The sequence below is a fragment of the Kitasatospora sp. NPDC093806 genome (genome assembly GCF_040683335.1).
Taxonomy (GTDB): Bacteria; Actinomycetota; Actinomycetes; order Streptomycetales; family Streptomycetaceae; genus Kitasatospora.
The window spans coordinates 26,725-49,323 of record NZ_JBFBDO010000053.1; the positions used below are offsets into that span (position 1 = coordinate 26,725).

At 73.0% G+C, this 22,599-nt stretch carries 20 protein-coding genes; 11 read left to right on the plus strand and 9 right to left on the minus strand.

Annotation, left to right across the window (positions count from 1 at the left end; genetic code table 11):
• Positions 1 to 24 precede the first annotated feature (24 nt).
• The 6 genes from murJ to trxA all read left to right on the plus strand — a co-directional run bounded on the left by murJ (position 25) and on the right by trxA (position 8,214).
• On the plus strand, positions 25 to 2,607 hold the full coding sequence (gene murJ / locus AB0N76_RS23600; RefSeq protein WP_363559959.1) for a murein biosynthesis integral membrane protein MurJ: 2,583 nt from the start codon (positions 25 to 27) through the stop codon (positions 2,605 to 2,607).
• A gap of 246 nt (positions 2,608 to 2,853) precedes the next feature.
• A complete protein-coding gene (locus AB0N76_RS23605; RefSeq protein WP_363559961.1) occupies positions 2,854 to 4,782 on the plus strand; it encodes a protein kinase family protein in 1,929 nt (642 codons plus the stop codon).
• 40 nt (positions 4,783 to 4,822) lie between these two features.
• Positions 4,823 to 5,584 carry an RNA polymerase sigma factor SigM gene (sigM, locus tag AB0N76_RS23610; RefSeq protein WP_363559963.1) on the plus strand — a complete coding sequence of 254 codons (762 nt, stop codon included), beginning with the start codon at positions 4,823 to 4,825 and terminating at the stop codon, positions 5,582 to 5,584.
• Positions 5,581 to 6,576, plus strand: coding sequence for a hypothetical protein (locus AB0N76_RS23615; RefSeq protein ID WP_363559965.1), 996 nt, complete (start codon positions 5,581 to 5,583; stop codon positions 6,574 to 6,576). Before sigM ends, AB0N76_RS23615 begins: the two co-directional genes overlap by 4 nt.
• Before the next feature lie 188 nt (positions 6,577 to 6,764).
• Positions 6,765 to 7,730 (plus strand): thioredoxin-disulfide reductase, encoded by a 966-nt coding sequence (gene trxB / locus AB0N76_RS23620; RefSeq protein WP_363559967.1) that lies wholly within the window; start codon positions 6,765 to 6,767, stop codon positions 7,728 to 7,730.
• A 157-nt stretch (positions 7,731 to 7,887) separates the two neighbouring features.
• Entirely contained in the window at positions 7,888 to 8,214 is a 327-nt protein-coding gene (gene trxA / locus AB0N76_RS23625) for a thioredoxin (RefSeq protein WP_363559969.1), read from the plus strand.
• A gap of 90 nt (positions 8,215 to 8,304) precedes the next feature.
• Here trxA and AB0N76_RS23630 read toward each other — a convergent pair whose 3' ends face one another.
• The 9 genes from AB0N76_RS23630 to rpmH form a co-directional block, all read right to left on the minus strand.
• The gene (locus AB0N76_RS23630; RefSeq protein ID WP_363559971.1) at positions 8,305 to 8,922 is read right to left on the minus strand and encodes a GNAT family N-acetyltransferase; all 618 of its coding nucleotides are present in this window, start codon (positions 8,920 to 8,922) and stop codon (positions 8,305 to 8,307) included.
• Between the two features lie 124 nt (positions 8,923 to 9,046).
• Entirely contained in the window at positions 9,047 to 10,123 is a 1,077-nt protein-coding gene (locus AB0N76_RS23635) for a ParB/RepB/Spo0J family partition protein (protein ID WP_363559973.1), read from the minus strand.
• The gene (locus AB0N76_RS23640) at positions 10,120 to 11,097 is read right to left on the minus strand and encodes a ParA family protein (protein WP_363559975.1); all 978 of its coding nucleotides are present in this window, start codon (positions 11,095 to 11,097) and stop codon (positions 10,120 to 10,122) included. The genes AB0N76_RS23635 and AB0N76_RS23640 overlap by 4 nt, the downstream gene beginning before the upstream one ends.
• A 238-nt stretch (positions 11,098 to 11,335) precedes the next feature.
• On the minus strand, positions 11,336 to 12,151 hold the full coding sequence (gene rsmG, locus AB0N76_RS23645; RefSeq protein WP_363559977.1) for a 16S rRNA (guanine(527)-N(7))-methyltransferase RsmG: 816 nt from the start codon (positions 12,149 to 12,151) through the stop codon (positions 11,336 to 11,338).
• A 178-nt stretch (positions 12,152 to 12,329) separates the two neighbouring features.
• Positions 12,330 to 12,860, minus strand: coding sequence for a R3H domain-containing nucleic acid-binding protein (locus tag AB0N76_RS23650; RefSeq protein ID WP_363559979.1), 531 nt, complete (start codon positions 12,858 to 12,860; stop codon positions 12,330 to 12,332).
• A 96-nt stretch (positions 12,861 to 12,956) separates the two neighbouring features.
• Positions 12,957 to 14,135 carry a membrane protein insertase YidC gene (yidC, locus tag AB0N76_RS23655; RefSeq protein WP_363559981.1) on the minus strand — a complete coding sequence of 393 codons (1,179 nt, stop codon included), beginning with the start codon at positions 14,133 to 14,135 and terminating at the stop codon, positions 12,957 to 12,959.
• Entirely contained in the window at positions 14,132 to 14,503 is a 372-nt protein-coding gene (yidD, locus tag AB0N76_RS23660) for a membrane protein insertion efficiency factor YidD (RefSeq protein ID WP_363559983.1), read from the minus strand. Before yidD ends, yidC begins: the two co-directional genes overlap by 4 nt.
• Entirely contained in the window at positions 14,500 to 14,928 is a 429-nt protein-coding gene (gene rnpA, locus AB0N76_RS23665; protein ID WP_363559985.1) for a ribonuclease P protein component, read from the minus strand. The genes yidD and rnpA overlap by 4 nt, the downstream gene beginning before the upstream one ends.
• An 18-nt stretch (positions 14,929 to 14,946) precedes the next feature.
• Complete coding sequence (gene rpmH / locus AB0N76_RS23670) at positions 14,947 to 15,084, minus strand: 50S ribosomal protein L34 (RefSeq protein ID WP_030059672.1); 138 nt, start codon at positions 15,082 to 15,084, stop codon at positions 14,947 to 14,949.
• Between the two features lie 354 nt (positions 15,085 to 15,438).
• Between rpmH and dnaA the strand changes: the two genes are divergently transcribed.
• From dnaA to AB0N76_RS23695, 5 genes are all read left to right on the plus strand, one after another.
• The gene (dnaA, locus tag AB0N76_RS23675; protein ID WP_363559987.1) at positions 15,439 to 17,316 is read left to right on the plus strand and encodes a chromosomal replication initiator protein DnaA; all 1,878 of its coding nucleotides are present in this window, start codon (positions 15,439 to 15,441) and stop codon (positions 17,314 to 17,316) included.
• A gap of 955 nt (positions 17,317 to 18,271) precedes the next feature.
• On the plus strand, positions 18,272 to 19,402 hold the full coding sequence (gene dnaN, locus AB0N76_RS23680; RefSeq protein WP_350543088.1) for a DNA polymerase III subunit beta: 1,131 nt from the start codon (positions 18,272 to 18,274) through the stop codon (positions 19,400 to 19,402).
• A 121-nt stretch (positions 19,403 to 19,523) separates the two neighbouring features.
• Entirely contained in the window at positions 19,524 to 20,453 is a 930-nt protein-coding gene (gnd, locus tag AB0N76_RS23685; protein ID WP_363559990.1) for a phosphogluconate dehydrogenase (NAD(+)-dependent, decarboxylating), read from the plus strand.
• 55 nt (positions 20,454 to 20,508) lie between these two features.
• On the plus strand, positions 20,509 to 21,642 hold the full coding sequence (recF, locus tag AB0N76_RS23690) for a DNA replication/repair protein RecF (RefSeq protein ID WP_363559992.1): 1,134 nt from the start codon (positions 20,509 to 20,511) through the stop codon (positions 21,640 to 21,642).
• Between the two features lie 286 nt (positions 21,643 to 21,928).
• A complete protein-coding gene (locus tag AB0N76_RS23695; protein WP_363559994.1) occupies positions 21,929 to 22,468 on the plus strand; it encodes a DciA family protein in 540 nt (179 codons plus the stop codon).
• The last annotated feature ends 131 nt before the right edge of the window (positions 22,469 to 22,599 follow it).

Sequence of the window (22,599 nt, forward strand, 5' to 3'; positions counted from 1 at the left end):
CCCCCACGACAGCGAAGAGGTGACATGACCGGGCGCAGCGAGGAGCGGCCTCCGGGCCGCGGAGAGGGCCGTCCGGGGGCCGAGTCGCCGTCCGGCGACTGGTACGTGGCCGACACCTACGCCCAGGACCCCTACGCGGCCGACGCGTACCAGGGCGGTCCGGGCGACCAGGACCCGTACGGCCTGCGGACCGCCGGACCCGCCGGACCCACCGCACCGCAGCCGGCGCAGCAGCCGGTGGCCGCGTACGACGTGCCGCCGCAGCTGCCGCCGCAGGGCGGCGACTTCCCGGCGCCGGTCCCGCCGGCGCAGTTCTCCCCGCCGGTCCCCCCGGTGCAGCCCGGCTGGGACACCCCGGCGGGCGAGTGGCGGGAGGGCCGTCCGGCCTGGGAGCAGCAGGCGGGCACCCCCGCCGCCGCCCCGGCCGGGTCCGCCGTGCCCGCCGCCCCGGCCGCGCCCGCGGCTCCGGCGGCCCCCGCCGAGGGGTGGAGCGCCCCGCCGCAGTGGCAGCCCGGCCCGGCGCACTCCGCCTGGGACTCCGAGTCCACCGAGTACGTGGGCGTGGACGGGCTGTTCGGCGGCCGGCAGGCGACCGCCGAGGCGCCCCGCCCGCCGGCCCAGCAGTCCCCCGAGCGGCAGTCCCCGGTCCAGCCGGTGGCCGCCCAGGCGCCCGCCGCGCCGGTGCCGCCCGCCCCGGCCGCGCCGTTCCCCCCGGCCGGCGCGTACCCGGGGCAGCCGCACGGCGGCGGCCACGGCCACGGCCACGGTCCGGACGGGCCCCGCCCGTTCGTGCCGCCGATCGAGTTCGACCCGCCGCTCTCCGAGGAGGAGGCCACCATGCAGGTGGCGGCGGTGCAGCTGCCGCCCGCGGTGGAGCCGCTCGCGGACCTCGCCGCCGAGCAGCACGCCGCCCCCGCGCCCGCCGCCGAACCGGCCGCGCCGGCCGCACCGGCTTCCGGCGGCGGCAAGGTCGCCTCGCTGCTGAACTCCAGTGCGATCATGGCGGCCGGGACCCTGGTCTCCCGGGGCACCGGCTTCCTGCGCACCATGGTGATCGCCGGCGCGATCGGCATCGCCGTGATGGGTGACTCCTACAACGCGGCCAACACCCTGCCGACCCTGCTCTACATCCTGATCGGCGGCGGCGCGCTGAACGCCGTCTTCGTGCCGCAGCTGGTCCGCAGCATGAAGAACGACGCGGACGGCGGCACCGCCTACGCCAACCGGCTGCTCACCCTGGTGATGGTCGGCCTGGCCGGCGTGGTCTTCCTGGCCGTGCTCGGGGCACCGGTGCTGGTCCAGCTGATCGCCCACCCGATGATGGAGACCCCGGAGCGCGCGGAGACCACCGTCGCCCTGGCCCGGTACTGCCTGCCGACCATCTTCTTCATGGGCATCCACGTGGTGATGGGCCAGATCCTCAACGCCCGCGGCCGGTTCGGCGCGATGATGTGGACCCCGGTCCTCAACAACATCGTGGTGATCTTCACCTTCGGCGCCTACATCTGGGTCTACGGCGGCTACGACGGCACCCACGTCACCCCCGAGTCGATCACCCCCGAGGGCGTCCGGCTGCTCGGCATCGGCACCCTGGTCGGCCTCGCCGTGCAGTCGCTGGCGATGATCCCGTACCTGCGGGCGGCCGACTTCAGGTTCCGGCCGCGCTTCGACTGGCGCGGGCACGGCCTCGGCAAGGCCGCCCGGCTGGCCAAGTGGACGTTCTTCTTCGTCCTCGCCAACCAGGCCGGCTACCTGGTCATCACCCAGCTGGCCACCGCCGCCGGCAGCTCCGCCGAGAAGGGCGGCCACGGCGGTGTCGGCCTCGCGGCCTTCTCCAACGCCCTGCTGATCTGGCAGCTCCCGCAGGCCGTGATCACCGTCTCGATCATGAGCGCGGTGCTCCCCCGGCTCTCCCGCGCGGCCGCCGACGAGGACGCCGGCGCCGTCCGCGACGACCTCTCCTACGGGCTGCGCACCACCGCCGTGGCGGTCGTCCCGGCGGCCTTCCTCTTCCTGTCCCTCGGACCGGCCATCGGCCAGGCGATCTACGCGGTGGGCGGCGGCGACACGGCCCTCGACAACGCGCGCAACGTCGGCCTGATGCTCTCCGCCTTCGCCCTGGGCCTGATCCCCTACTCGGCGCAGTACGTGATGCTCCGCGGCTTCTACGCCTACGAGGACACCCGCACGCCGTTCTCCAACACCGTCTGGGTGGCCGCCCTGCAGGCCGGCTTCTCGCTGCTCTGCTGGTTCCTGCTGCCCGCCGAATGGACGGTCACCGGGATGGCGTTCGGCTACGGCCTCGCCTACGCCGTCGGAGTGATGGTCGCGGTGCCCAAGCTGAAGAAGAAGATCGGCGGCCTGGACACCAAGCGGATCGGAAAGACCTACTCCCGGCTGGCGGCGGCGAGCGTGCCGGCCGCCCTGGTCGGCCTGGGCGTCAGCCTGGGGGTCTCCAAGGTCCTCGGCGGCTGGACCGGCAGCGTGCTGACCGTCGTCCTGGCCGGCGGCCTCCAGCTGGCCGTCTTCGTGCTCATCGCGAAGCGGCTGCGGATCGAGGAGTTGAACGCCATGCTGGGTATGGTGCGCGGCCGACTGGGCCGCTAGCGCACACCCTGACCGCGCGTCGGGCCGTCGCCGAAGCCCCGGACCGTCCCGGGCCGGGCACGGCGGCCCGGCGTCGGATCTGCACCACATCTCTCCACCAGCAGGCAACCGCGCGGACCTCTCGGCGGTCGTACCCGGTGGGAAAGAGTGGGCACAATTGTCCCGGAGCACCACGGCCCCCACCGGCCGCCGGACTCCAAGACTCTCTCTCAGGCCCGGGGCGACACAAGGGGAGGCAGGACCACGGTGGCTGATGGCACCAAGGCGGTCGTCGACACGTCAGCAGCTGACGAGGCGGCGGACGAGGCCGCACTGGCCGCGGCGATCGACGAGCTCGCCGACGGCACGGCCCGGGCCACCACGGCCGGCTCCCCCGACGACGGGTCCGACGACGACGGGCCGGCCGACGAGGCGGTGACCGACGGGGCCCCGGCCGGCAGCGAGGAGACCTCGGAGATCACCGCTCCGCTGTCGGCTTCCGAAATCGCCGCCGAACTGGCCGCCGGCGAGGCCGCCGCCCGCCGCCCGGGCACCCCCGCGCCCGCCGGCCGGACCGCCAAGCGGCCGCCGCGCGACCCGCAGCCCACCCACGACCCCCGGGAGACCGGCAGCCTGCCGCAGACCCTGCCGGCCCCGCTGCGGCACAGCGGCGACATGATCGGCCACCGGTACCGGCTGGAGGAGTGCATCTCCTCGACCGAGACCTTCAGCAGCTGGCGCGCGGTCGACGAGAAGCTGCGCCGGGCCGTCGGCGTCCACCTGATGGCCTCCGGCCACCAGCGGGCCCGCAAGGTGCTGGCCGCCGCCAAGTCGGCCGCCCTGCTCGGCGACCCGCGCTTCGTCCAGGTGCTGGACGCCGTCCAGGAGGGCGAGCTGGTCTACGTCGTGCGGGAGTGGCTGCCGCACGCCTCCGACCTCGCCAAGCTGCTCGCCGACGGCCCGCTGGAGCCGCACGAGGCGTACCAGATGGTCCGCCAGGTCACCGACGCGGTGGCCGCCGCCCACCGGCGCGGCCAGGCCCACCTGCGGCTCACCCCGCGCTGCGTGCTGCGCACCGACAGCGGCCAGTACCGGATCAACGGCATCGCGGTGGACGCCGCGCTGCGCGGCCTGCCCGCCGACGGCGCCGACGAGGACGCCGAGCGGACCGACACCCGGGCCATCGGCGCGCTGCTGTTCGCCGCGCTCACCCACCGCTGGCCCTACCCGGAGGACCGCTACGACCTCCAGGGCCTGCCCCGCGACCTCCGCGAGGTGGCGCCGGACCAGGTCCGGGCCGGGGTCCACAAGGGCCTCTCCGAGCTGGCCGCCCGGGCCCTGTTCGACCACCCGCCGCACCACGCCGAGCCGATCGCCACCCCCGAGCAGCTGGCCAAGGCGATCGCGCTGATGCCGCGCATCCGCCAGCCCGAGCCCGAGCTGCCGTCCTTCAGCCCGCCCCGCCACAACACCCACGCGCTGCCGACCGCGCCCAACCCGACCCGGGTGGTCGCCGCCCCCGGCACCGCGCCCACCCCGGTGGCGGCCCCGGTGCGGCGCGCCGGTCTGCGGCTGCGCCGGGTGGTCAAGGTGACCGCGTGGACGGTCGCGCTCGGCGCGATCGGCGTCGCCTCCTGGCACCTCGTCGACAACCTGCGGACCGGCAGCCAGGCCTCCGCCACCCCCCAGCCCAGCAGCAGCTCGGCCTCCCCCAGCGCCCACGCCGCCACCCACGCCCCGGTGGCGATCCCGGTCAAGGACGCGCTCTCCTACAACCCGTACGGCACCACCCCGGAGAGCAAGTACGCCCTCCCCAAGGCCTTCGACGGCGATCCGGCCAGCGCCTGGACCACCTTCAGCTACGACGACCAGTTCGGCTCGAAGTTCAAGGAGGGCACCGGGCTGCTCCTCGACCTCGGTTCGCCGCAGTCGGTCAGCTCGGTGAACGTCCAGTTCCTCGGGGCCACCGGAGCCGAGCTGCGGATCCCCAACGACGCGGTCGCCGGCAACCCGCAGTCGGCCAAGCCGACCGACTTCACCGTCGCCGGGAAGAAGAGCGGCACCAGCGTCGAGTACACCCTGGAAAAACCGGCCACCACCCGCTATCTCTTGATCTGGCTGACCAGCCTGCCGAAGGATCCGGACAACAGCGCCAAGTTCCGCGGCCAGATCGCCGAGGTGAAGGTCTTCGGCTGACCTTCCGGCGACGACGGGACCCGAACGGCGAGGGGTGACAGTGGCGGACGACGGACCGGACGGACCGGACCGGACCGACGACGACGCGGCGCTCCTCGCCCGGCACGTCGCGGGCGACCGGGAGGCCTTCGGCCTGCTGGTGAACCGCCACCGGGACCGGCTCTGGGCGGTCGCCCTGCGCACCCTGGGCGACCGCGAGGAGGCCGCCGACGCCCTCCAGGACGCCCTGGTCTCCGCCTTCCGGTCGGCCCACACCTTCCAGGGCCGCTCGGCCGTCACGACCTGGCTGCACCGGATCGTGGTCAACGCCTGCCTGGACCGCGCCCGCCGGGCCGCCACCCGCCGCACCAAGCCGCTCGACGAGGACCCGCAGCGGCTGGACGCCCTGGTCGGCTCCGCCGAGCCGGCCGACTCCCCGGTGGTGCGCGCCGAGGTGAACCGTGAGCTGTCCGCCGCGCTCGCCGCCCTGCCGGCCGAGCAGCGGGCGGCGCTGGTCCTGGTCGACATGCAGGCCTACCCGGTCGCCGAGGCCGCCGAGCTGCTGGGGGTGCCGGTCGGCACCGTGAAGAGCCGCTGCGCCCGGGGCCGGGCCCGGCTGCTGCCGCTCGTCCGGCACCTGCGCGAGGAGGCCGACACGGGCGGGCGGCGGCCCGACGCTTCACGGGGGCCCGATGTTTCACGTGAAACGCCCGCCCCCGAGCCCGGACGGCCCCCCGGGAACCCACCCGGCCCCCGTTCCGTCCAAGGGGCAGTCCCGGACACCACCCGGCCGATTCTGGAAGGAGACGCGAGCACGCGATGACGGCCCCCCTCTCCTCCCCCGACCCCGCCACCGGACCGCACCCCTCCGTCGACGAGCTGGCCGACCTCGCCGAGGAGCTGCTCCCGCCCGCCGAGGCGGACGCCCTCCGGCGGCACCTGACCGGCTGCGCCGAGTGCCGGGAGACCGTCGAGGCGCTCGCCGAGGTGCGGGAGCTGCTCGGCGCCGCCGAGCCGCCCGCCATGCCGGCCGACGTCGCCGCCCGGATCGACGCCGCCCTGACGGCCGCCGCCGCCGAGCGGGCCCCGGCGCCGCCCCCGGTGCTGCCCGCCCAGTCCACCCAGTCCGCCACGGCCGCCGCCGTCCCGGCCGCCACCGCCCCGCCCAAGGCCCCGCCCGCCCGCGCCGGCGGCGCCACCGGACCGGGCCGACCGCGCCCCCGGCGCCGCCGGGCCGCCCTGCTGCTCGGCTCGGCCGCCGCGCTGCTCGTCCTCGGCCTGGGCGGCACCTTCCTGGCCCGCTCCTCCCCGGACGCCCAGGAGCAGCGCGCCACCGCCGTCGCCGACCGGGCCGTCCCCGGTGCCTCGGCCGCCGCCACCGGCGCCGCCAAGGCCGACCAGGCCCCCGGCGGCACGGTCTACCGGGACGACGAGCAGCTGGCCGCCCAGATCCAGCGGCTGGTCGCCACCGCCGGGACCGGCGCCTCGGGCGTCCCCGGCCTGCCCTCCCTCGGCGCGGGCAGCGGCGCGGGCACGGGTTCCGGTGCGGGCGCCGAGGCCTCCGGCCCGACCGCCGTACCGCCCGCCGACGGCCCCGAGGCCGGCCAGGGCCTGACCGGCGGCAGCCACTCCACCCCCGCCTGCCCCGCCCCCGCCACCGGCCCGCTGCTGGCCGCCGACCGCGGCAGCTACGCCGGCGCGCCCGCCGACGTGCTGGTCTACGGCGTGCCCGGCCGGCCCGACCGGCTCGACGTCTACCTCCGGACCCCCGACTGCGGCCCGGTCCTGCTGCACCGCACCGTCCCGGCCCGCTGACCGGGTGCCGCTCCAGGGGTGGTTCCCGTGCGATCGACGCCCCGGGCCGTCCGACACTCCCGGAGTGCGGGCGACTGGTACGGATCCGCCTGGGAATGCGAGACACTGGTCAGTCGTTGTCCCGGGCGGCGGAGCAGGACCGCCCTCCCCGCACCAAACGCGGGTCGCGATGCGAACCAGGAGATGCAGTGAGCGACGTCCGTAACGTGATCATCATCGGTTCCGGCCCGGCCGGCTACACGGCCGCTCTCTACACGGCCCGTGCCTCCCTCAAGCCGCTGGTCTTCGAGGGAGCCGTCACCGCCGGTGGTGCGCTGATGAACACCACCGAGGTCGAGAACTTCCCGGGCTTCCGGGACGGCATCATGGGCCCCGAGCTGATGGACAACATGCGGGCGCAGGCCGAGCGGTTCGGCGCCGAGCTGGTCCCGGACGACATCGTCGCGGTCGACCTCACCGGCGACATCAAGACCGTCACCGACTCCGAGGGCAACGTCCACAAGGCCCGCGCGGTGATCGTCACCACCGGCTCGCAGCACCGCAAGCTCGACCTCCCGAACGAGGACGCCCTCTCCGGCCGCGGCGTCTCCTGGTGCGCGACCTGCGACGGCTTCTTCTTCCGCGACCAGGACATCGCGGTGGTCGGCGGCGGCGACACCGCGCTGGAGGAGGCGACCTTCCTCTCCCGCTTCGCCAAGAGCGTCACGATCATCCACCGCCGCGACACCCTGCGCGCCTCCAAGGCGATGCAGGAGCGCGCCTTCGCCGACGAGAAGATCCGCTTCGAGTGGGACAGCGCGGTCGAGGCCATCCACGGCGACCCGAAGCTGACCGGCGTCACCCTGCGCGACACCACCACCGGCGAGACCCGCGAGCTCCCGGTCACCGGCCTCTTCATCGCCATCGGCCACGACCCGCGCACCGAGCTCTTCAAGGGCCAGCTGGACCTCGACGCCGAGGGCTACCTCAAGGTCGAGGCCCCCTCGACCCGGACCAACATCCCGGGCGTCTTCGCCGCCGGCGACGTCGTGGACCACACCTACCGCCAGGCCATCACCGCCGCCGGCACCGGGTGCTCCTCCGCCCTGGACGCCGAGCGCTACCTGGCCGCGCTGGACGACCTGGAGACCCAGGCCGCCGCCGTCGCGGTCTGATCCCTCCACCGCCCTCGGGTGGGTGTGCGCCGCGCGGTCCCCGCGATCCCGGTTGGTTCCACGTGAAACACACCCACCCCGCCAGGCCGAAACAGAACCGCCCCGTTCGTTGTTGTAGACCTGGCAGCCCCCGTCCGCTTGACCCCTAGGAGTGACCGTGGCCGGCGCCACCACCATCGTGACCGACAAGACGTTCGACGCGGACGTCCTCAAGAGCGACAAGCCCGTCCTCGTCGACTTCTGGGCCGAATGGTGCGGCCCGTGCCGCCAGGTCGCCCCGGTCCTCGAGGACATCGCGGCCGAGCACGGCGACCAGCTGACCATCGCCAAGCTCGACGTCGACGCCAACCAGGAAACCGCCGCGGCGTACAACGTGATCTCGATCCCGACGCTGATCCTCTTCAAGAACGGCGAGCCGGTGAAGCAGATCACCGGTGCCCGTCCGAAGGCCGCTCTGCTGCGCGAGCTGGACGGCCTCTACTAGGCCCCACTCCCCGGCACGCCACGAGGGCGGGGCTCCCCCACCGGGGAGCCCCGCCCTCGTCGTTCGTCGCCACCCGGGAAGCGCCGTTCCTCAGAACGGCCGCAGCGCCGGTTCCTTCCGTCCGCCACCCAGCAGCCGCTCCAGCGCGCCCTCGACGTCCCCGCGCCAGGAGAGCGTGGTCCGGGCCTCCAGCCGCAGCCGCGGGTACCGGTGGTGCGGGCGGACCGTCTTGAAGCCCACCGCCAGCAGGTGCTCGGCGGGCAGCACGCAGCTGACCGGCTGCCGGCCCACCGCCCCGAACGCCTCGATCGCCCGGAACCCCCGCCCCAGCAGGTCCTTGGCCACCGTCTGCACCAGCACCCGGCCGATCCCCTGCCGCTGGAAGCCCGGCAGCACCCGGCTGACCATCAGCTGCACGGCGTCCGAGGCGACCGGACTGGTCGGGAAGGACTGCGAGCGCGGGACGTACGCGGGCGGGGCGTAGAGCACGAACCCGGCCGGCTGCTCGTCCACGTAGACGATCCGGCCGCAGGAGCCCCACTCCAGCAGGACCGCGGAGATCCACCCCTCCTTCTCCAGCTCCGGCTTGCCGGACTCGACCGCCGCCCGGCCACTGACCGGGTCCAGCTCCCAGAACACGCAGGAGCGGCAGGTCGACGGCAGGTCCGCGAGGTTGTCCAGCGTCAGCGGAACGATCCGGCGTCCCATGCCCCGCACCTCCTCGTCCACGTCACAGTCGAGCATTCCCCCCGAACGCCGACGGGTGCATGTTTCACGTGAAACAGCGCCCACGTGAACCATGCACCCATCGCGTACCGCAATCGGCCCAGGCTCAGCCCTGCGACAGCCGCAGCCCGTCCTCACCGGGCGCCAGGCTGTCCAGGATCCGGTTGAGGTCCTCCACCGAGCCGAACTCCAGGACGACCTTGCCCTTGCCGAGCTTGCCGCCGCGCTGCGAGACCTCGACCTTCACCCGGGTGTCGAAGCGGTCCGAGAGCCGGCTCGCCAGGTCGTTGAAGGCCGGCGAGAGGATCTTGCCCGCCTTGGGGGCGGCCGAGCGCTTGGGCTTGGCGTCCTCGCCCTCCATCAGCATGACCAGCTCCTCGGTGGTGCGCACCGAGAGGCCCTCCGCGACGATCCGCTTGGCCAGCTCCTCCTGCCGCTCGGTGTCCGGCGCGCCGAGCAGGGCACGGGCGTGCCCCGCCGTCAGCACTCCGGCGGCCAGCCGGCGCTGCACCCCCGGCGGGAGCTTCAGCAGCCGCAGCGTGTTGGAGACGTGCGAGCGCGAGCGGCCGATCCGGTCGGCGAGCTCGTCGTGGGTGCAGGAGAAGTCCCGCAGCAGCTGGTCGTAGGCGGCCGCCTCCTCCAGCGCGTTGAGCTCGGCCCGGTGCAGGTTCTCCAGCAGGGCGTCCAGCAGCAGCTTGTCGTCCTCGGTGGCCCGGACGATCGCCGGGATCCGCTCCAGCCCGGCCTCCCGGGAGGCCCGCCAGCGCCGCTCGCCCATGATGAGCTCGTAGCGCTCGGGGGCGACCTGGCGCACCACCACCGGCTGGAGCAGGCCCACCTCCTTGATCGAGGTGACCAGCTCGACCAGCTTGTCCTCGTCGAAGACCTCACGCGGCTGGCGCGGGTTCGGGGTGATCGCGTCCAGCGGCAGCTCGGCGAAGTGGGCGCCGGCCACCTGGACGGGCTCAGCCGCCGCCGCGGCCTGCTCCCGGATGCTCTCCGCGGCCGCCTTGGCCGCCAACGTCCCCCGGCCGGACGGCAGCACCGGCACCGCGGCCGGCGACACCGTCCCGGAGGCGATCGCCGGGGCCACCGCGGGCTGACCCGCCGCCCCGCCGACCGCCGGGGCGGCGGGGCCGATCAGCGCCCCGAGTCCTCGTCCCAGACCCCTGCGACCACTCACCGATTGCCCTCCGTCGTACCGTGCCGTGCCACCGGGGCACCCTGCCCCGAACCGCCGTCCCGCTGCTGCCCCACCAACGAGCCGCCACCCTCCGCGGACACCGCCCGCAGGCCCAGCTCCCGGGCGGCCTCCAGGTAGGAGAGCGCCCCGGTGGAGCCGGGGTCGTAGGTGAGTACCGTCTGCCCGTAGCTGGGCGCCTCCGAGATGCGGACCGAGCGCGGGATCGCGGTGTGCAGCACCTCCTGCGGGAAGTGCGTCCGGACCTCCTCCGCCACCTGGGCGGCCAGCCTGGTCCGGGCGTCGTACATGGTGAGCAGGATGGTGGAGACGTGCAGCACCGAGTTCAGGTGCGCCCGGACCAGCTCGACGTTGCGCAGCAGCTGGCCGAGGCCCTCCAGCGCGTAGTACTCGCACTGGATCGGGATCAGCACCTCCTGGCCGGCGACCAGGGCGTTGACCGTCAGCAGGCCCAGCGAGGGCGGACAGTCGATCAGGATGTAGTCGAGCGGCTGCTCGTACGCGGCGATGGCGCGCTGCAGCCGGCTCTCCCGGGCCACCAGTGGGACCAGCTCGATCTCCGCACCGGCCAGGTCGATGGTGGCGGGGACGCAGAACAGTCCCTCGACCTCGACTACCGGCTGCACCACGTCGGCCAGCGGCTTGCCCTCCACCAGGACGTTGTAGATGGACGGCACGTCGGCGTGGTGGTCGATGCCGAGCGCGGTGGAGGCGTTGCCCTGGGGGTCGAGGTCGACGACCAGCACGCGCAGCCCGTGCATGGCGAGCGAGGCGGCCAGGTTGACGGTGGTGGTGGTCTTGCCCACCCCGCCCTTCTGGTTGGCCACCACGATCACCCGGGTCGCGGCGGGCCTGGGGAGCCCCTCCCCCGCCCGGCCGATGGCCTGGACCGCAGCCTGGGCAGCACGCGCGATGGGCGTGTCATCGATCTGGTCGATGGTCTCCGAGTCCTGCATGGGGCTCAGTGTTTCACGTGAAACCGGAGCGGCAACAGTCGCCGCCCGGCTGCGCGAGAGGATTCCCGAGAGGAGAGAGCGACGTTTCACGTGAAACACCATGCCCGCAATGTCGGAATTCTGACGATGCGACACTCCGGTATTCCGACGTCACCCATCCGGACGCCCGCGCGTCACCGAGACGACGACGGGCGGGCGACCCGAAGGCCACCCGCCCGTTCAGGACGTCATCCGAAGGTCAGCGGCTGCGGCGCCGGCCGCCGCGCGGGGCGGCGCCGCGCACCTTGGCGGCTGCCTTGGCCCGCCGGGTCGCCGCCCGGACGCCGCCCGGGCTCTCCCCCGCCTTGACCTGGACCACCCGGGTCGAGGTCTCCAGGGTGCCCTCGCCGACCGAGATCACCGACCACTCCACCGCACCGAGCTTCGCCAGCCCGGCCCGCGAGTCGGCCAGCTCCTGCTCCGCGCTGTCGCCCTTGAGCGCCAGCATCTGGCCGTGCGGCCGCAGCAGCGGCAGACCCCAGCCGGCCAGTCGCTCCAGCGGCGCCACCGCGCGGGCGGTCACCACGTCCACCGCCAGCTTGCCGACCATCTCCTCGGCCCGGCCGCGCAGCACGGTGACGTTCTCCAGACCGAGCTCGCGGACCACCTCCTCCAGGAAGGTGGTCCGGCGCAGCAGCGGCTCCAGCAGGGTCACCGAGACGTCCGGGCGGGCCAGCGCCACCGGGATGCCGGGCAGGCCGGCGCCGGAGCCGACGTCGCAGAGCGTCGTCCCGGCCGGCAGCAGCTCGGCGAGGACGGCGCAGTTCAGCACATGGCGGTCCCAGAGCCGCGGCACCTCGCGCGGGCCGATCAGCCCGCGGGTGACGCCCGCGGTGGCCAGCAGCTCGGTGTAGCGGACCGCGGCGTCGTACCGCTCGCCGAAGACCTCCCGGGCGACGGCCGGCGGCGCGGGCGGTGCTTCGACCGCCGGACGCCCCTCGGCGGCCGCGCCTTCGGCACCCGGACCACCGGCACCCGTCTCCGGCCCGCCGGCAGCCGCGCTCTCCGTGTCCATCTCGACCTCTCCGCTCCCCGGATCCACCGACCCGCTCTCCGCACAACGTTTCACGTGAAACATCTCTCGCCGGGCCGACGCCCCGCGAAGGGACGACGACCCCGCCCGCGCGAGGCGGACGGGGTCGAGTCCTCTTGTCGCATGCCGACCGCCGAAGCGGCCGTTGGTCACCCTGCCGTCAGGCCGGCAGCACGACCACGCACCGCTGGGGCTCCTCGCCCTCCGACTCGCTGCGCAGACCGGCCGCCGCCACCGCGTCGTGGACGACCTTGCGCTCGAACGGGGTCATCGGACGCAGCTTGACCTGCTCGCCCGAGCTCTTCACCTGCTCCGCGGCCTCCGACCCGATGGTCGCGAGCTCGGTGCGCTTGCGGGCCCGGAAGCCGGCAATGTCCAGCATGAGGCGGCTGCGCTCGCCGGTCTCCCGGTGGACAGCCAACCGGGTCAGCTCCTGCAGCGCCTCCAGCACCTCGCCGTCCTGGCCGACCAGGCGCTGCAGGGTGCGGTCGTTGCCGTCACCGACGATGGAGACCAGGGCGCGGTCGCCTTCGACGTCCATGTCGATGTCACCGTCGAGGTCGGCGATGTCGAGCAGACCCTCCAGGTAGTCCGCCGCGATGTCGCCCTCCTGCTCCAGGCGGGCGACGAGGCTCTCGTCGGCACTGTCGGCGGCCTCGGCCTCGACGGCGGAGGTGGTGCCTTCCGTCACTGATGGACTCCTTCGGAGATGGGCCCGGGTGGTGGGCCGGTAGCGAGGTTCGGGGGGCCGCAGGAACGGGCCGGGGCCGGACGGGTCAGGAGGGGGTCAGGACTTCTTCTTCGGCCGCTGTCCGCCGCCGCGCTTGGGCTGCTGGCGGCCGCCGCCCTGCCGTCCGGACGGACCGGACTTGGCACCGACCGGCCGGGCCGCGGTCTGCTTGGCCGCACCGGTGCCGCCGGCCGCGCCGGTGGACTCGGCGGAATCGGCCGGGGCCGCGTCCGCGGGCTCCTCGGCCGGCGCGTCCTTGGTCAGGCTGGTGGTCTGGGTGCCGCCCTGCTGGCGCTGCGACTTGGTCTGCTTGCGCGGCTGCTGGCGGCGCGCCTGCACCGACTCCTCGACCACGGCCTCGGCGGTGGCGGCCGGCTTCTTGGCCGGCAGCAGGCCGAACAGCGGGCCCTTGATGACCGAGCCGTCCGGGTTCAGCCGGCCGGCCTTCTTCAGGCGGTCCTGGCGCTCGTCCCAGGCCTTGCTGCCCGGCGTCGGGTTGTTGCGGATGACGATCAGCTGCTGGCCCATCGACCAGATGTTGGTGGTCAGCCAGTAGACCAGGACACCGACCGGGAAGTTGATGCCCATCACGGCGAACATGATCGGGAAGACGTACATCAGCATCTTCTGCTGCTGCATGAACGGCGTCTTGACCGTGAGGTCCATGTTCTTGGTCATCAGCTGGCGCTGGGTGATGAACTGCGACAGCGACATCAGGATGATCATCACCGCGACGACGATCTTGACGCTGACCTCGCTGCTGCCCACGAAGGTGGCCGAGAGCGGGGCGCCGAAGATGTGCGCCTGCTGGGCGCTGTCGAGCAGGGTGCCGTCGATGACCCCGATCGGCTTGCCGTCGGCGACCTTGGCGAGCACGCCGTAGAGGGCGGTGAAGAACGGCGCCTGGACGAGGATGGGAAGGCAGCTGGAGAACGGGTTGGTACCCGCCTCCTTGTACAGCTTCATCATCTCTTCGGACTGGCGCTGGCGGTCGTTCTTGTACCGCTCCTGGATGGCCTTCATCTTCGGCTGGATCGCCTGCATGGCCCGGGTCGCCTTGATCTGCTTCACGAAGAGCGGGATCAGGCAGATCCGGATGACGACCACCATCGAGGCGATGGCCAGACCCCAGGCCCAGCCACCGTTCGGGTCGAAGACGTGGCTGTACAGCGAGTGGAACTGGACGATGATCCAGGACACCGCTGTGTACAGGGGGTTGAGGAAGGAGAAGGTCACCGGTCAGGCTCCTTGGACAGTGGGATTGGCCCCACGGGGCCAATGATCGCCGGGCCCTCTGGGTCCGGACCGGCGGGGGGCATGATCACCGGCTGGTCTGCGGCGGACCGGCTCTGCAGCAGGTCGCGCAACCGGCGGTGCCATACCGGGTGCTTGCGCGGCGGGACATGGTCCACCCCACCGGGTGTCCACGGATTGCAGCGCAGGATGCGCCAGACGGTCAGGCCGCCGCCCTTCACCGCGCCGTGCACCTTGACGGCCTCGAAGCCGTAGTGGGAGCAGGAGGGGTAGTAGCGGCACACCGGACCGAGCAGTGGGCTGATCGTCCACTGGTAGACCCTGATCAGACCCATCAGCAGGTACTTCATCGCCCTGCTCCCGTCGGCGCCGAGGCGGCGTGCTCGACCTTGAGCAGCCGTTTGAGCGCCGCGTCCAGGTCGCGTTCGAGGTCCTGGTACGAGGCGGACGCGGCCGGAGGCAGCGCACGCACCACTATCAGGCTACCGGCGGGCAGCCGGGACAGACGATCACGCATGAGGTGGCGCAGCCGGCGCTTGACCAGGTTGCGAGTGACCGCCGGGCCGACGGCCTTGCTCACGACGAAACCCGCACGCGCCGAAGGAGTCCCCTCGGCGACGTGCGGGCGGATGTCGCTGGTCCGGTCGGTCGGGCCCCCCGGGGCGTCCTCTCTGGCGAGATGGACGACCAGCAGGGGCCTACCGGCCCGGCGACCGCGTTTCACCGCGGTCGCGAAGTCCTGGCGCCGCCGCAGCCGATTCTCGGAGGGCAGCACAACAGACTCTGGTGCGGATCAGGCGGACAGGCTGGCGCGGCCCTTGCCACGGCGGGCAGCCAGGATGGCGCGGCCGGCGCGGGTACGCATACGCAGCCGGAAGCCGTGGGTCTTCGCGCGACGACGGTTGTTCGGCTGGAAGGTGCGCTTGCTCACTCGGGGGCTCCTGAGGTGAATCGTAGGATGACGGGATGTCGCTTGGCCGTCACCGTGCGTCCGCGTGATCTCCCCTGGTACGGAAATCCGGCCTCGTTTTCCCAGTTCGGCTGGGTTTTGAGGCAATCCACGGCGCCCGTGCTGCGCGCCTTATGGAGCGGGTGGACCCGCGGACATGCGGCAGCGGCCATCGACAACTCGACCTGGTTACGGTACGCGGGACGGGGCACGAGGGTCAAACCAGCCGTCCCGAGGCCGTTTACCCACAGGCTGTGGACAACGACTTGATCCGGCTCTGTTCGCTGACTACCGTTGCAGGACTTGTCTGGTTTGTTCATCGGAAAGCGTGCACCAGTGGCTGAAGTCAACAGCGACCTCGTCCCGGTCTGGGCGAAGGTCGTCCAGCGGCTGGTCGCCGACCCGGACATCGGGGAGATGGACAAGCAGTGGGTGCAACGCACCCAGCCGATGTGGATGATGCACGACACCGCCCTGCTGGCGGCCCCCAACGAGCGGGCCAAGCAGGTGCTGGAGGGCCGGCTCCTCCCCCAGCTGGCCGAGGCGCTCAGCCGCGAGCTCGACCGGCCGGTCCGGATCGCCGTCATGGTCGACGCCAACGCCGTCGCCCCCTCCCCCGCGCCGGCCGAGCCGCCGGCCGCCGAACCGTACCCCTCGCCGACCGGTGACGCGGGCGACTACGGCCCGTCCCCGTACGAGCGCCCCTACGAGACCGCGCCCGGGCCGGACCAGTACGGCGGCGGCCAGGAGCGCTACGGCGCCCCCGAGCAGCAGTACGGCCCGCCGGACCGGTACGCCCCGGAGCCCTACCCCGCGCACCCGCCGTACGGCGGCCAGGAGCCCCCGGCAGGCCCGTACAGCTACCCCGCGCCGGCCCCGGAGTACCGCGAGGACTACCGGGACGAGTACCGCGAGCCGGAGGCCACCCGCCCGGCGCCGCGCTCCGCCCTGCCCGGACCGCCCGCGACCACCCAGGGCGACCTCTTCGGCGGCGCCTACGGCCCCGGCCCCGGCGAGCACCCGCGGACCGCCGCCGGCCGCCGTGCCCCGGCCGCCCGTCCGACCGCCGGCCGCGGCGCGGAGAAGGCCCCCGCCGAGCGCGCCACCGACCGCCCGGCGGTCCCCGGTGTGCCCGCGCCGCCCGGCGCGCCCCCGGCCGGCGGCTCCCGCAAGGACGAACCGGCCGCCCGGCTGAACCCCAAGTACCTGTTCGACACCTTCGTGATCGGCGCGAGCAACCGGTTCGCGCACGCCGCGGCGGTGGCCGTCGCCGAGGCCCCGGCCAAGGCGTACAACCCGCTCTTCATCTACGGCGAGTCCGGGCTGGGCAAGACCCACCTGCTGCACGCCATCGGGCACTACTCGCGCAGCCTCTTCCCGGGCACCCGGGTGCGCTACGTGTCCTCGGAGGAGTTCACCAACGAGTTCATCAACTCGATCCGGGACGGCAAGGCGGACACCTTCCGCAAGCGCTACCGGGACATGGACATCCTGCTCGTGGACGACATCCAGTTCCTGGCGAGCAAGGAGTCCACGCAGGAGGAGTTCTTCCACACCTTCAACACCCTGCACAACGCCAACAAGCAGATCGTCCTCTCCTCGGACCGGCCGCCCAAGCTGCTGACCACGCTGGAGGACCGGCTCCGCAACCGCTTCGAGTGGGGGCTGATCACCGACGTCACCCCGCCGGAGCTGGAGACCCGGATCGCGATCCTGCGCAAGAAGGCGATCCAGGAGCAACTCAACGCTCCCGCCGACGTGTTGGAGTTCATCGCGTCCCGGATCACCCGGAACATCCGGGAGCTGGAGGGCGCCCTCATCCGGGTCACCGCCTTCGCGAACCTCAACCGGGCGCCGGTCGACCTGGAGCTGGCCGGCATCGTCCTCAAGGACCTGATCCCTGGCGGCGACGAGGACGCCGGGCCGGAGATCACCGCGCAGGTCATCATGCAGCAGACCGCGGCCTACTTCGGGCTGGGCGTGGACGACCTCTGCGGATCCTCGCGCAGCCGGGTGCTGGTGACGGCCCGCCAGATCGCGATGTACCTCTGCCGGGAGCTCACCGACCTCTCGCTGCCGAAGATCGGCGCGCAGTTCGGCGGCCGCGACCACACCACGGTGATGCACGCCGACCGCAAGATCCGGTCGCTGATGGCCGAGCGGCGCTCGATCTACAACCAGGTCACCGAGCTGACCAACCGCATCAAGAGCTAGCGGCCGGGCGGTCGTCCACAGGACGGCGCCGGGTGGCCGGAAAAGGGCGTCAGGAGCGATCCTGACGCCCTTTTCGGCTGTCCACAGGTGTGCGCCGGCCGCGGACGGGGCAGGGATGGCGGTGACGGACGCTCCGCCAGTGCACAGCCCGCGCCGAACATCTGACCAGGGATTCGAACAATCCCGGTGCGCGGGCCCGGAATCCACAGGCCGGGCCGGTTCTCCACCGTCCACAGGCCGGGGAGCTGTGAGTTATCCAGAATTCCTCCACAGGGCGGCCACCGCTACGCTCTTCCGCGCAGGTCAGGTGCCTGTGGACTTGTGCACAACGGTTATCCACAGGCTGTGGACAATTGGCGGGCCGTCAGTAGGCCGTCCGGGTTATCCACCGGTTGTCCCCAGGCCGGGCCGAGTTATCCCCAGGTTGTCCACAGATGCGTCCACAGTTCGACAACCTTCCGCCCTCGTTCATCCCCAGGTGTGAAAGGCGTCACGAAATGTTGACCGGCCCCCGTGGATAACCGGGCCCGGATCTGGGGACAGCGCTGGGGATAACCTGTGGATACTCAGCGTGCCCTGTGGGTAACGCTCCGCCGTCCACAGCGGGGCGTGTTCGTCCACAGCCGCGATCCACAGGTCCTGTGGACAAAAAACCGGGTCTGACCTGCGCAAACAGGGTTATCCACGGTTTCCACAGGCCCTACTACTACCACTACACCTTTAGACCGTTCGACTGGTTCAAAAGCAGGTGGGCTCGAAATCTGTGGACAACCGCTGCCCGACATCCGTTCGACTTGCTTCCGCCCGTCTGCCCCGTCTGTCGGTGGAGTACGTCAGACTGTCCTCGGCGACTGGATGCGGAGCGGGCAGAGCTCGGCGGCCGGCCGCACCGACGACCAAGATCAGAAGAACCAGACGTGCGAGCGGGAGCGCTCGATCCAGGAGGCGGTTACCGGTGAAGTTCCGGGTGGAGCGTGACGTCCTCGCGGAGGCGGTGGCCTGGGCTGCCCGCAGCCTCCCGGCACGGCCGCCGGTGCCGGTGCTGGCCGGCCTGCTGCTGACGGCACAGGACGGCAGCCTGGCCCTCTCCGGCTTCGACTACGAGGTCTCGGCCCGGGTCGAGCTGGAGGCCGACATCGAGGAGGCCGGCACCGTCCTGGTCTCCGGCCGGCTGCTGAACGACATCTCGCGCAACCTGCCCAACCGCCCGGTGGAGATCTCCACCGACGGCCAGCGGGTCAGCGTGGTCTGCGGCAGCTCCCGGTTCACCCTCCCCACCCTCCCGGTGGACGAGTACCCGGCCCTGCCCCAGATGCCCACCGCGACCGGCACCGTCCCCGGCGACGTCTTCGCCTCCGCGGTCAGCCAGGCCGCCGTGGCCGCCGGCCGGGACGACACCCTGCCGGTGCTCACCGGCGTGCGGGTCGAGATCGAGGGCGACCGGATCACCCTGGCCGCCACCGACCGCTACCGCTTCGCGGTCCGCGAGCTGCTGTGGAAGCCCGAGCAGTCCGACATCTCGGCCGTCGCGCTGGTCCCGGCCAAGACCCTGCAGGACATCGCCAAGTCCCTGGGCAGCGGCGACAGCGTCTCCATCGCGCTCTCCTCGGGCGGCGCGGGCGAGGGCCTGATCGGCTTCGAGGGCGCCGGCCGGCGGACCACCACCCGCCTGCTGGAGGGCGAGTTCCCCAAGTACCGCAGCCTCTTCCCGACCGAGTTCAACGCGATCGCGGCGATCCAGACCCAGCCCTTCCTGGAGGCCCTCAAGCGCGTCTCCCTGGTCGCCGAGCGCAACACCCCGGTCCGGCTGAACTTCGAGGAGGGCGTCCTCACCCTGGAGGCCGGCTCCGGCGACGACGCGCAGGCCACCGAGCGGATCGACGCCTCCCTGGAGGGCGACGCCATCTCGATCGCCTTCAACCCGGGCTACCTGGAGGAGGGCCTCAAGGCCATCGACTCCGCCTACGCCCAGCTGAGCTTCACCACCCCGACCAAGCCCGCGCTGCTCAGCGGCAAGGCCGCGGTGGACGCGGAGGCCGACGAGGCCTACCAGTACCTGATCATGCCGGTCCGCCTCTCCGGCTGATCCAGCCGGCACGTCCTGCTGCGGGCGGTTGCCCACAGCCCTGTGAACGAACCTGTGGACGCCTCCCCCGGTCGGCCCCGACCGCGGGGAGGCGCTCCCGCTCCAGCACGTAGGCTCAAGGATGCGCGGCAACGGCGCCGCCCGCAGGGACGTCACCACAGGTAAGGATTTGGCTATGGAGCTCGGCCTCATCGGTCTCGGCAAGATGGGCGGCAACATGCGCGAGCGGATCCGCCGCGCCGGCCACACCGTCATCGGCTACGACCGCAACCCCGACATCTCCGACGTCGAGAGCCTCCAGGAGCTGGTCTCCAAGCTGCAGGGCCCCCGCGTCGTCTGGGTCATGGTCCCGGCCGGTGCCGCCACCCAGGCCACCGTCGACGAGCTGGCCGAGCTGCTCTCCCCCGGTGACGTGGTCGTCGACGGCGGCAACTCGCGCTGGACCGACGACATCAAGCACGCCGAGGCGCTCGCCGCCAAGGGCATCGGCTTCGTCGACTGCGGCGTCTCCGGCGGCGTCTGGGGCCTGGAGAACGGCTACGCGCTGATGTACGGCGGCAACGCCGAGCACGTCGCGCTGGTCAAGCCGGTCTTCGACGCACTCAAGCCCGAGGGCGACTTCGGCTCGGTGCACGCGGGCGCGGTCGGCGCCGGCCACTTCGCCAAGATGGTCCACAACGGCATCGAGTACGCGATGATGCAGGCCTTCGCCGAGGGCTGGGAGCTGCTGGAGGCGGCCCCCGAGGTCACCGACGTCCGCGAGGTCTTCCGCAGCTGGCAGGAGGGCACCGTGATCCGCTCCTGGCTGCTCGACCTGGCCGTCCGCGCCCTGGACGACGACGAGCACCTGGCCAAGCTCAAGGGCTGGGCCGCCGACTCCGGCGAGGGCCGCTGGACCGTCGAGGCCGCGATCGACCACGCCGTGCCGCTGCCGGCGATCACCGCCTCGCTGTTCGCCCGCTTCGCCTCCCGCCAGGAGGACTCGCCGCAGATGAAGATGATCGCCGCGCTGCGCAACCAGTTCGGCGGCCACGCGGTCGAGTCGAAGTAGTCCCCGCAGCCCCCGGGCTGACACCGTCCACAGAAGGCGAGCGCAGTCCACAGCCATGCACGTCGCGCACCTGTCGCTCGCCGACTTCCGCTCGTACGCCCGGGTCGAGGTGCCCCTCGACCCGGGCGTGACGGCGTTCGTGGGCCCCAACGGCCAGGGCAAGACCAACCTGGTCGAGGCGGTCGGCTACGTGGCCACCCTGGGCAGCCACCGGGTGGCCACCGACGCCCCGCTGATCCGGCTGGGCGCCGAGCGCGCGGTGATCCGCACCTCGGTGGTCGACCGGGGGCGCAGCACCCTGGTCGAGCTGGAGATCACCCCGGGCAAGGCCAACCGGGCCCGGATCAACCGCTCCGACAACGTCCGCCCGCGCGACGTGCTGGGGCTGCTCCGCACCGTGCTCTTCGCCCCCGAGGACCTCGCCCTGGTCAAGGGCGACCCGGGGGAGCGCCGGCGCTTCCTGGACGAGCTGCTGACCGCCCGCGCGCCCCGGCTGGCCGGGGTCCGGCAGGACTACGAGCGGGTGCTCAAGCAGCGCAACGCCCTGCTGAAGACCGCCGCGATGGCCCGCCGGGCCGGCGGCGGCAAGGGCGCGGACCTCTCCACCCTGGAGGTCTGGGACGGCCACCTGGCCCGGGCCGGCGCCGAGCTGACCGCCTTCCGGCTCCAGCTGGTGGCCTCGCTCCAGCCGCTGGTCACGGCCGCCTACGGGCAGCTCGCACCGGGCGGCGGCGAGACCGCCCTGGAGTACCGCAGCTCCTTCGAAGGCGAGCTGCCGACCAGCCGCGAGCAGGCCGAGGAGCAGTTGCTCCAGGCGCTGCAGACGGTCCGCAAGCAGGAGGTCGACCGCGGGGTCACCCTGGTCGGCCCGCACCGCGACGAGCTGCTGCTCAAGCTCGGCCCGCTGCCCGCCAAGGGCTACGCCAGCCACGGCGAGTCCTGGTCGTTCGCGCTGGCGCTGCGGCTGGCCTCGTACGAGCTGCTGCGCGCCGACGGCGGTGAGCCGGTGCTGATCCTGGACGACGTCTTCGCCGAGCTGGACGCCGCCCGCCGCGACCGGCTGGCCGAGCTGGTGGCCGGCGGCGAGCAGGTGCTGGTCACCGCGGCGGTCGCCGAGGACGTGCCGAAGGCGCTGGCCGGCGCGCGCTACACGGTCTCCGACGGCACCGTCCAGCGCGTCTCCGGCTGACCCCCGGCGTCCCGCGCCACACCGCCGCACCATTCCCACCCCCGATCCCCCTACCTCCCCCATGCCCGGACCCGGGCGGCCCCGGGGACCCCCGGTACGGCGGCGGGCCCCGCCCCGAGCCGAAGGGGCGCGCCGGTGCCGAAAGGGAGAAGCGAGGGAGCGACGAAGGAGCGAGGGAGCGCCGACCGTCGGCGCCGGGTCAGAGCGCCCCGGCGGCGAGCGGGCGAGTCACGGCAGTAATCTGGACGGCTCACCGTTGTCCACAGGCTGGGGATAGGAGATCGCCGTGAGCGAGCCGGCCGAGCACCCCGCGCAGCCCGGCGGCCCCGAGCCGACCGGTGCCGATCTGGCCCGTTCGGCACTGCGGGCGGCCCGGGCCCAGGCCCGCCAGCGCGGCGAGCAGGTGCGCGAGAAGCGGGAGGCGAAGCGGACCGGACTGCGCAGCGGCGCCCGCTCGGACGGCCGGGACCCGGTGCCGCTGGGGGCGGCGCTCAACCGCCTGCTGACCGAGCGGGGCTGGGAGTCCTCGGCGGCGGTCGGCGGCGTGATGGGGCGCTGGCCGCAGATCGTCGGCCCGGACATCGCCGCGCACTGCACCCCGACCTCCTACGACGACGAGGCCGCGGTGCTCACCGTGCAGTGCGACTCCACCGCCTGGGCGACCCAACTTCGCTGGCTGGCCCGGCAGTTGGTGGCCCGCCTGAACCACGAGCTGGGGCACGGCACGGTCAAGACCATCAAGGTGCTCGGCCCGGCCGCCCCGGTGCGCGGCTACGGCCGGCTGCGCGCGCCCGGCAGCAAGGGACCGGGGGACACCTGGGGGTGACCCCGGAGGGTTCCGGGAAGGAGCGGACCGTAATCCTCCGGAACCCCTGACGGCCCTTCCAGGCGCTCTGAGCCCCCGGGGCGAGTATCGGGACATGTCCAGAGGGGATTCAGGGCGGCATTTCTGCCCTC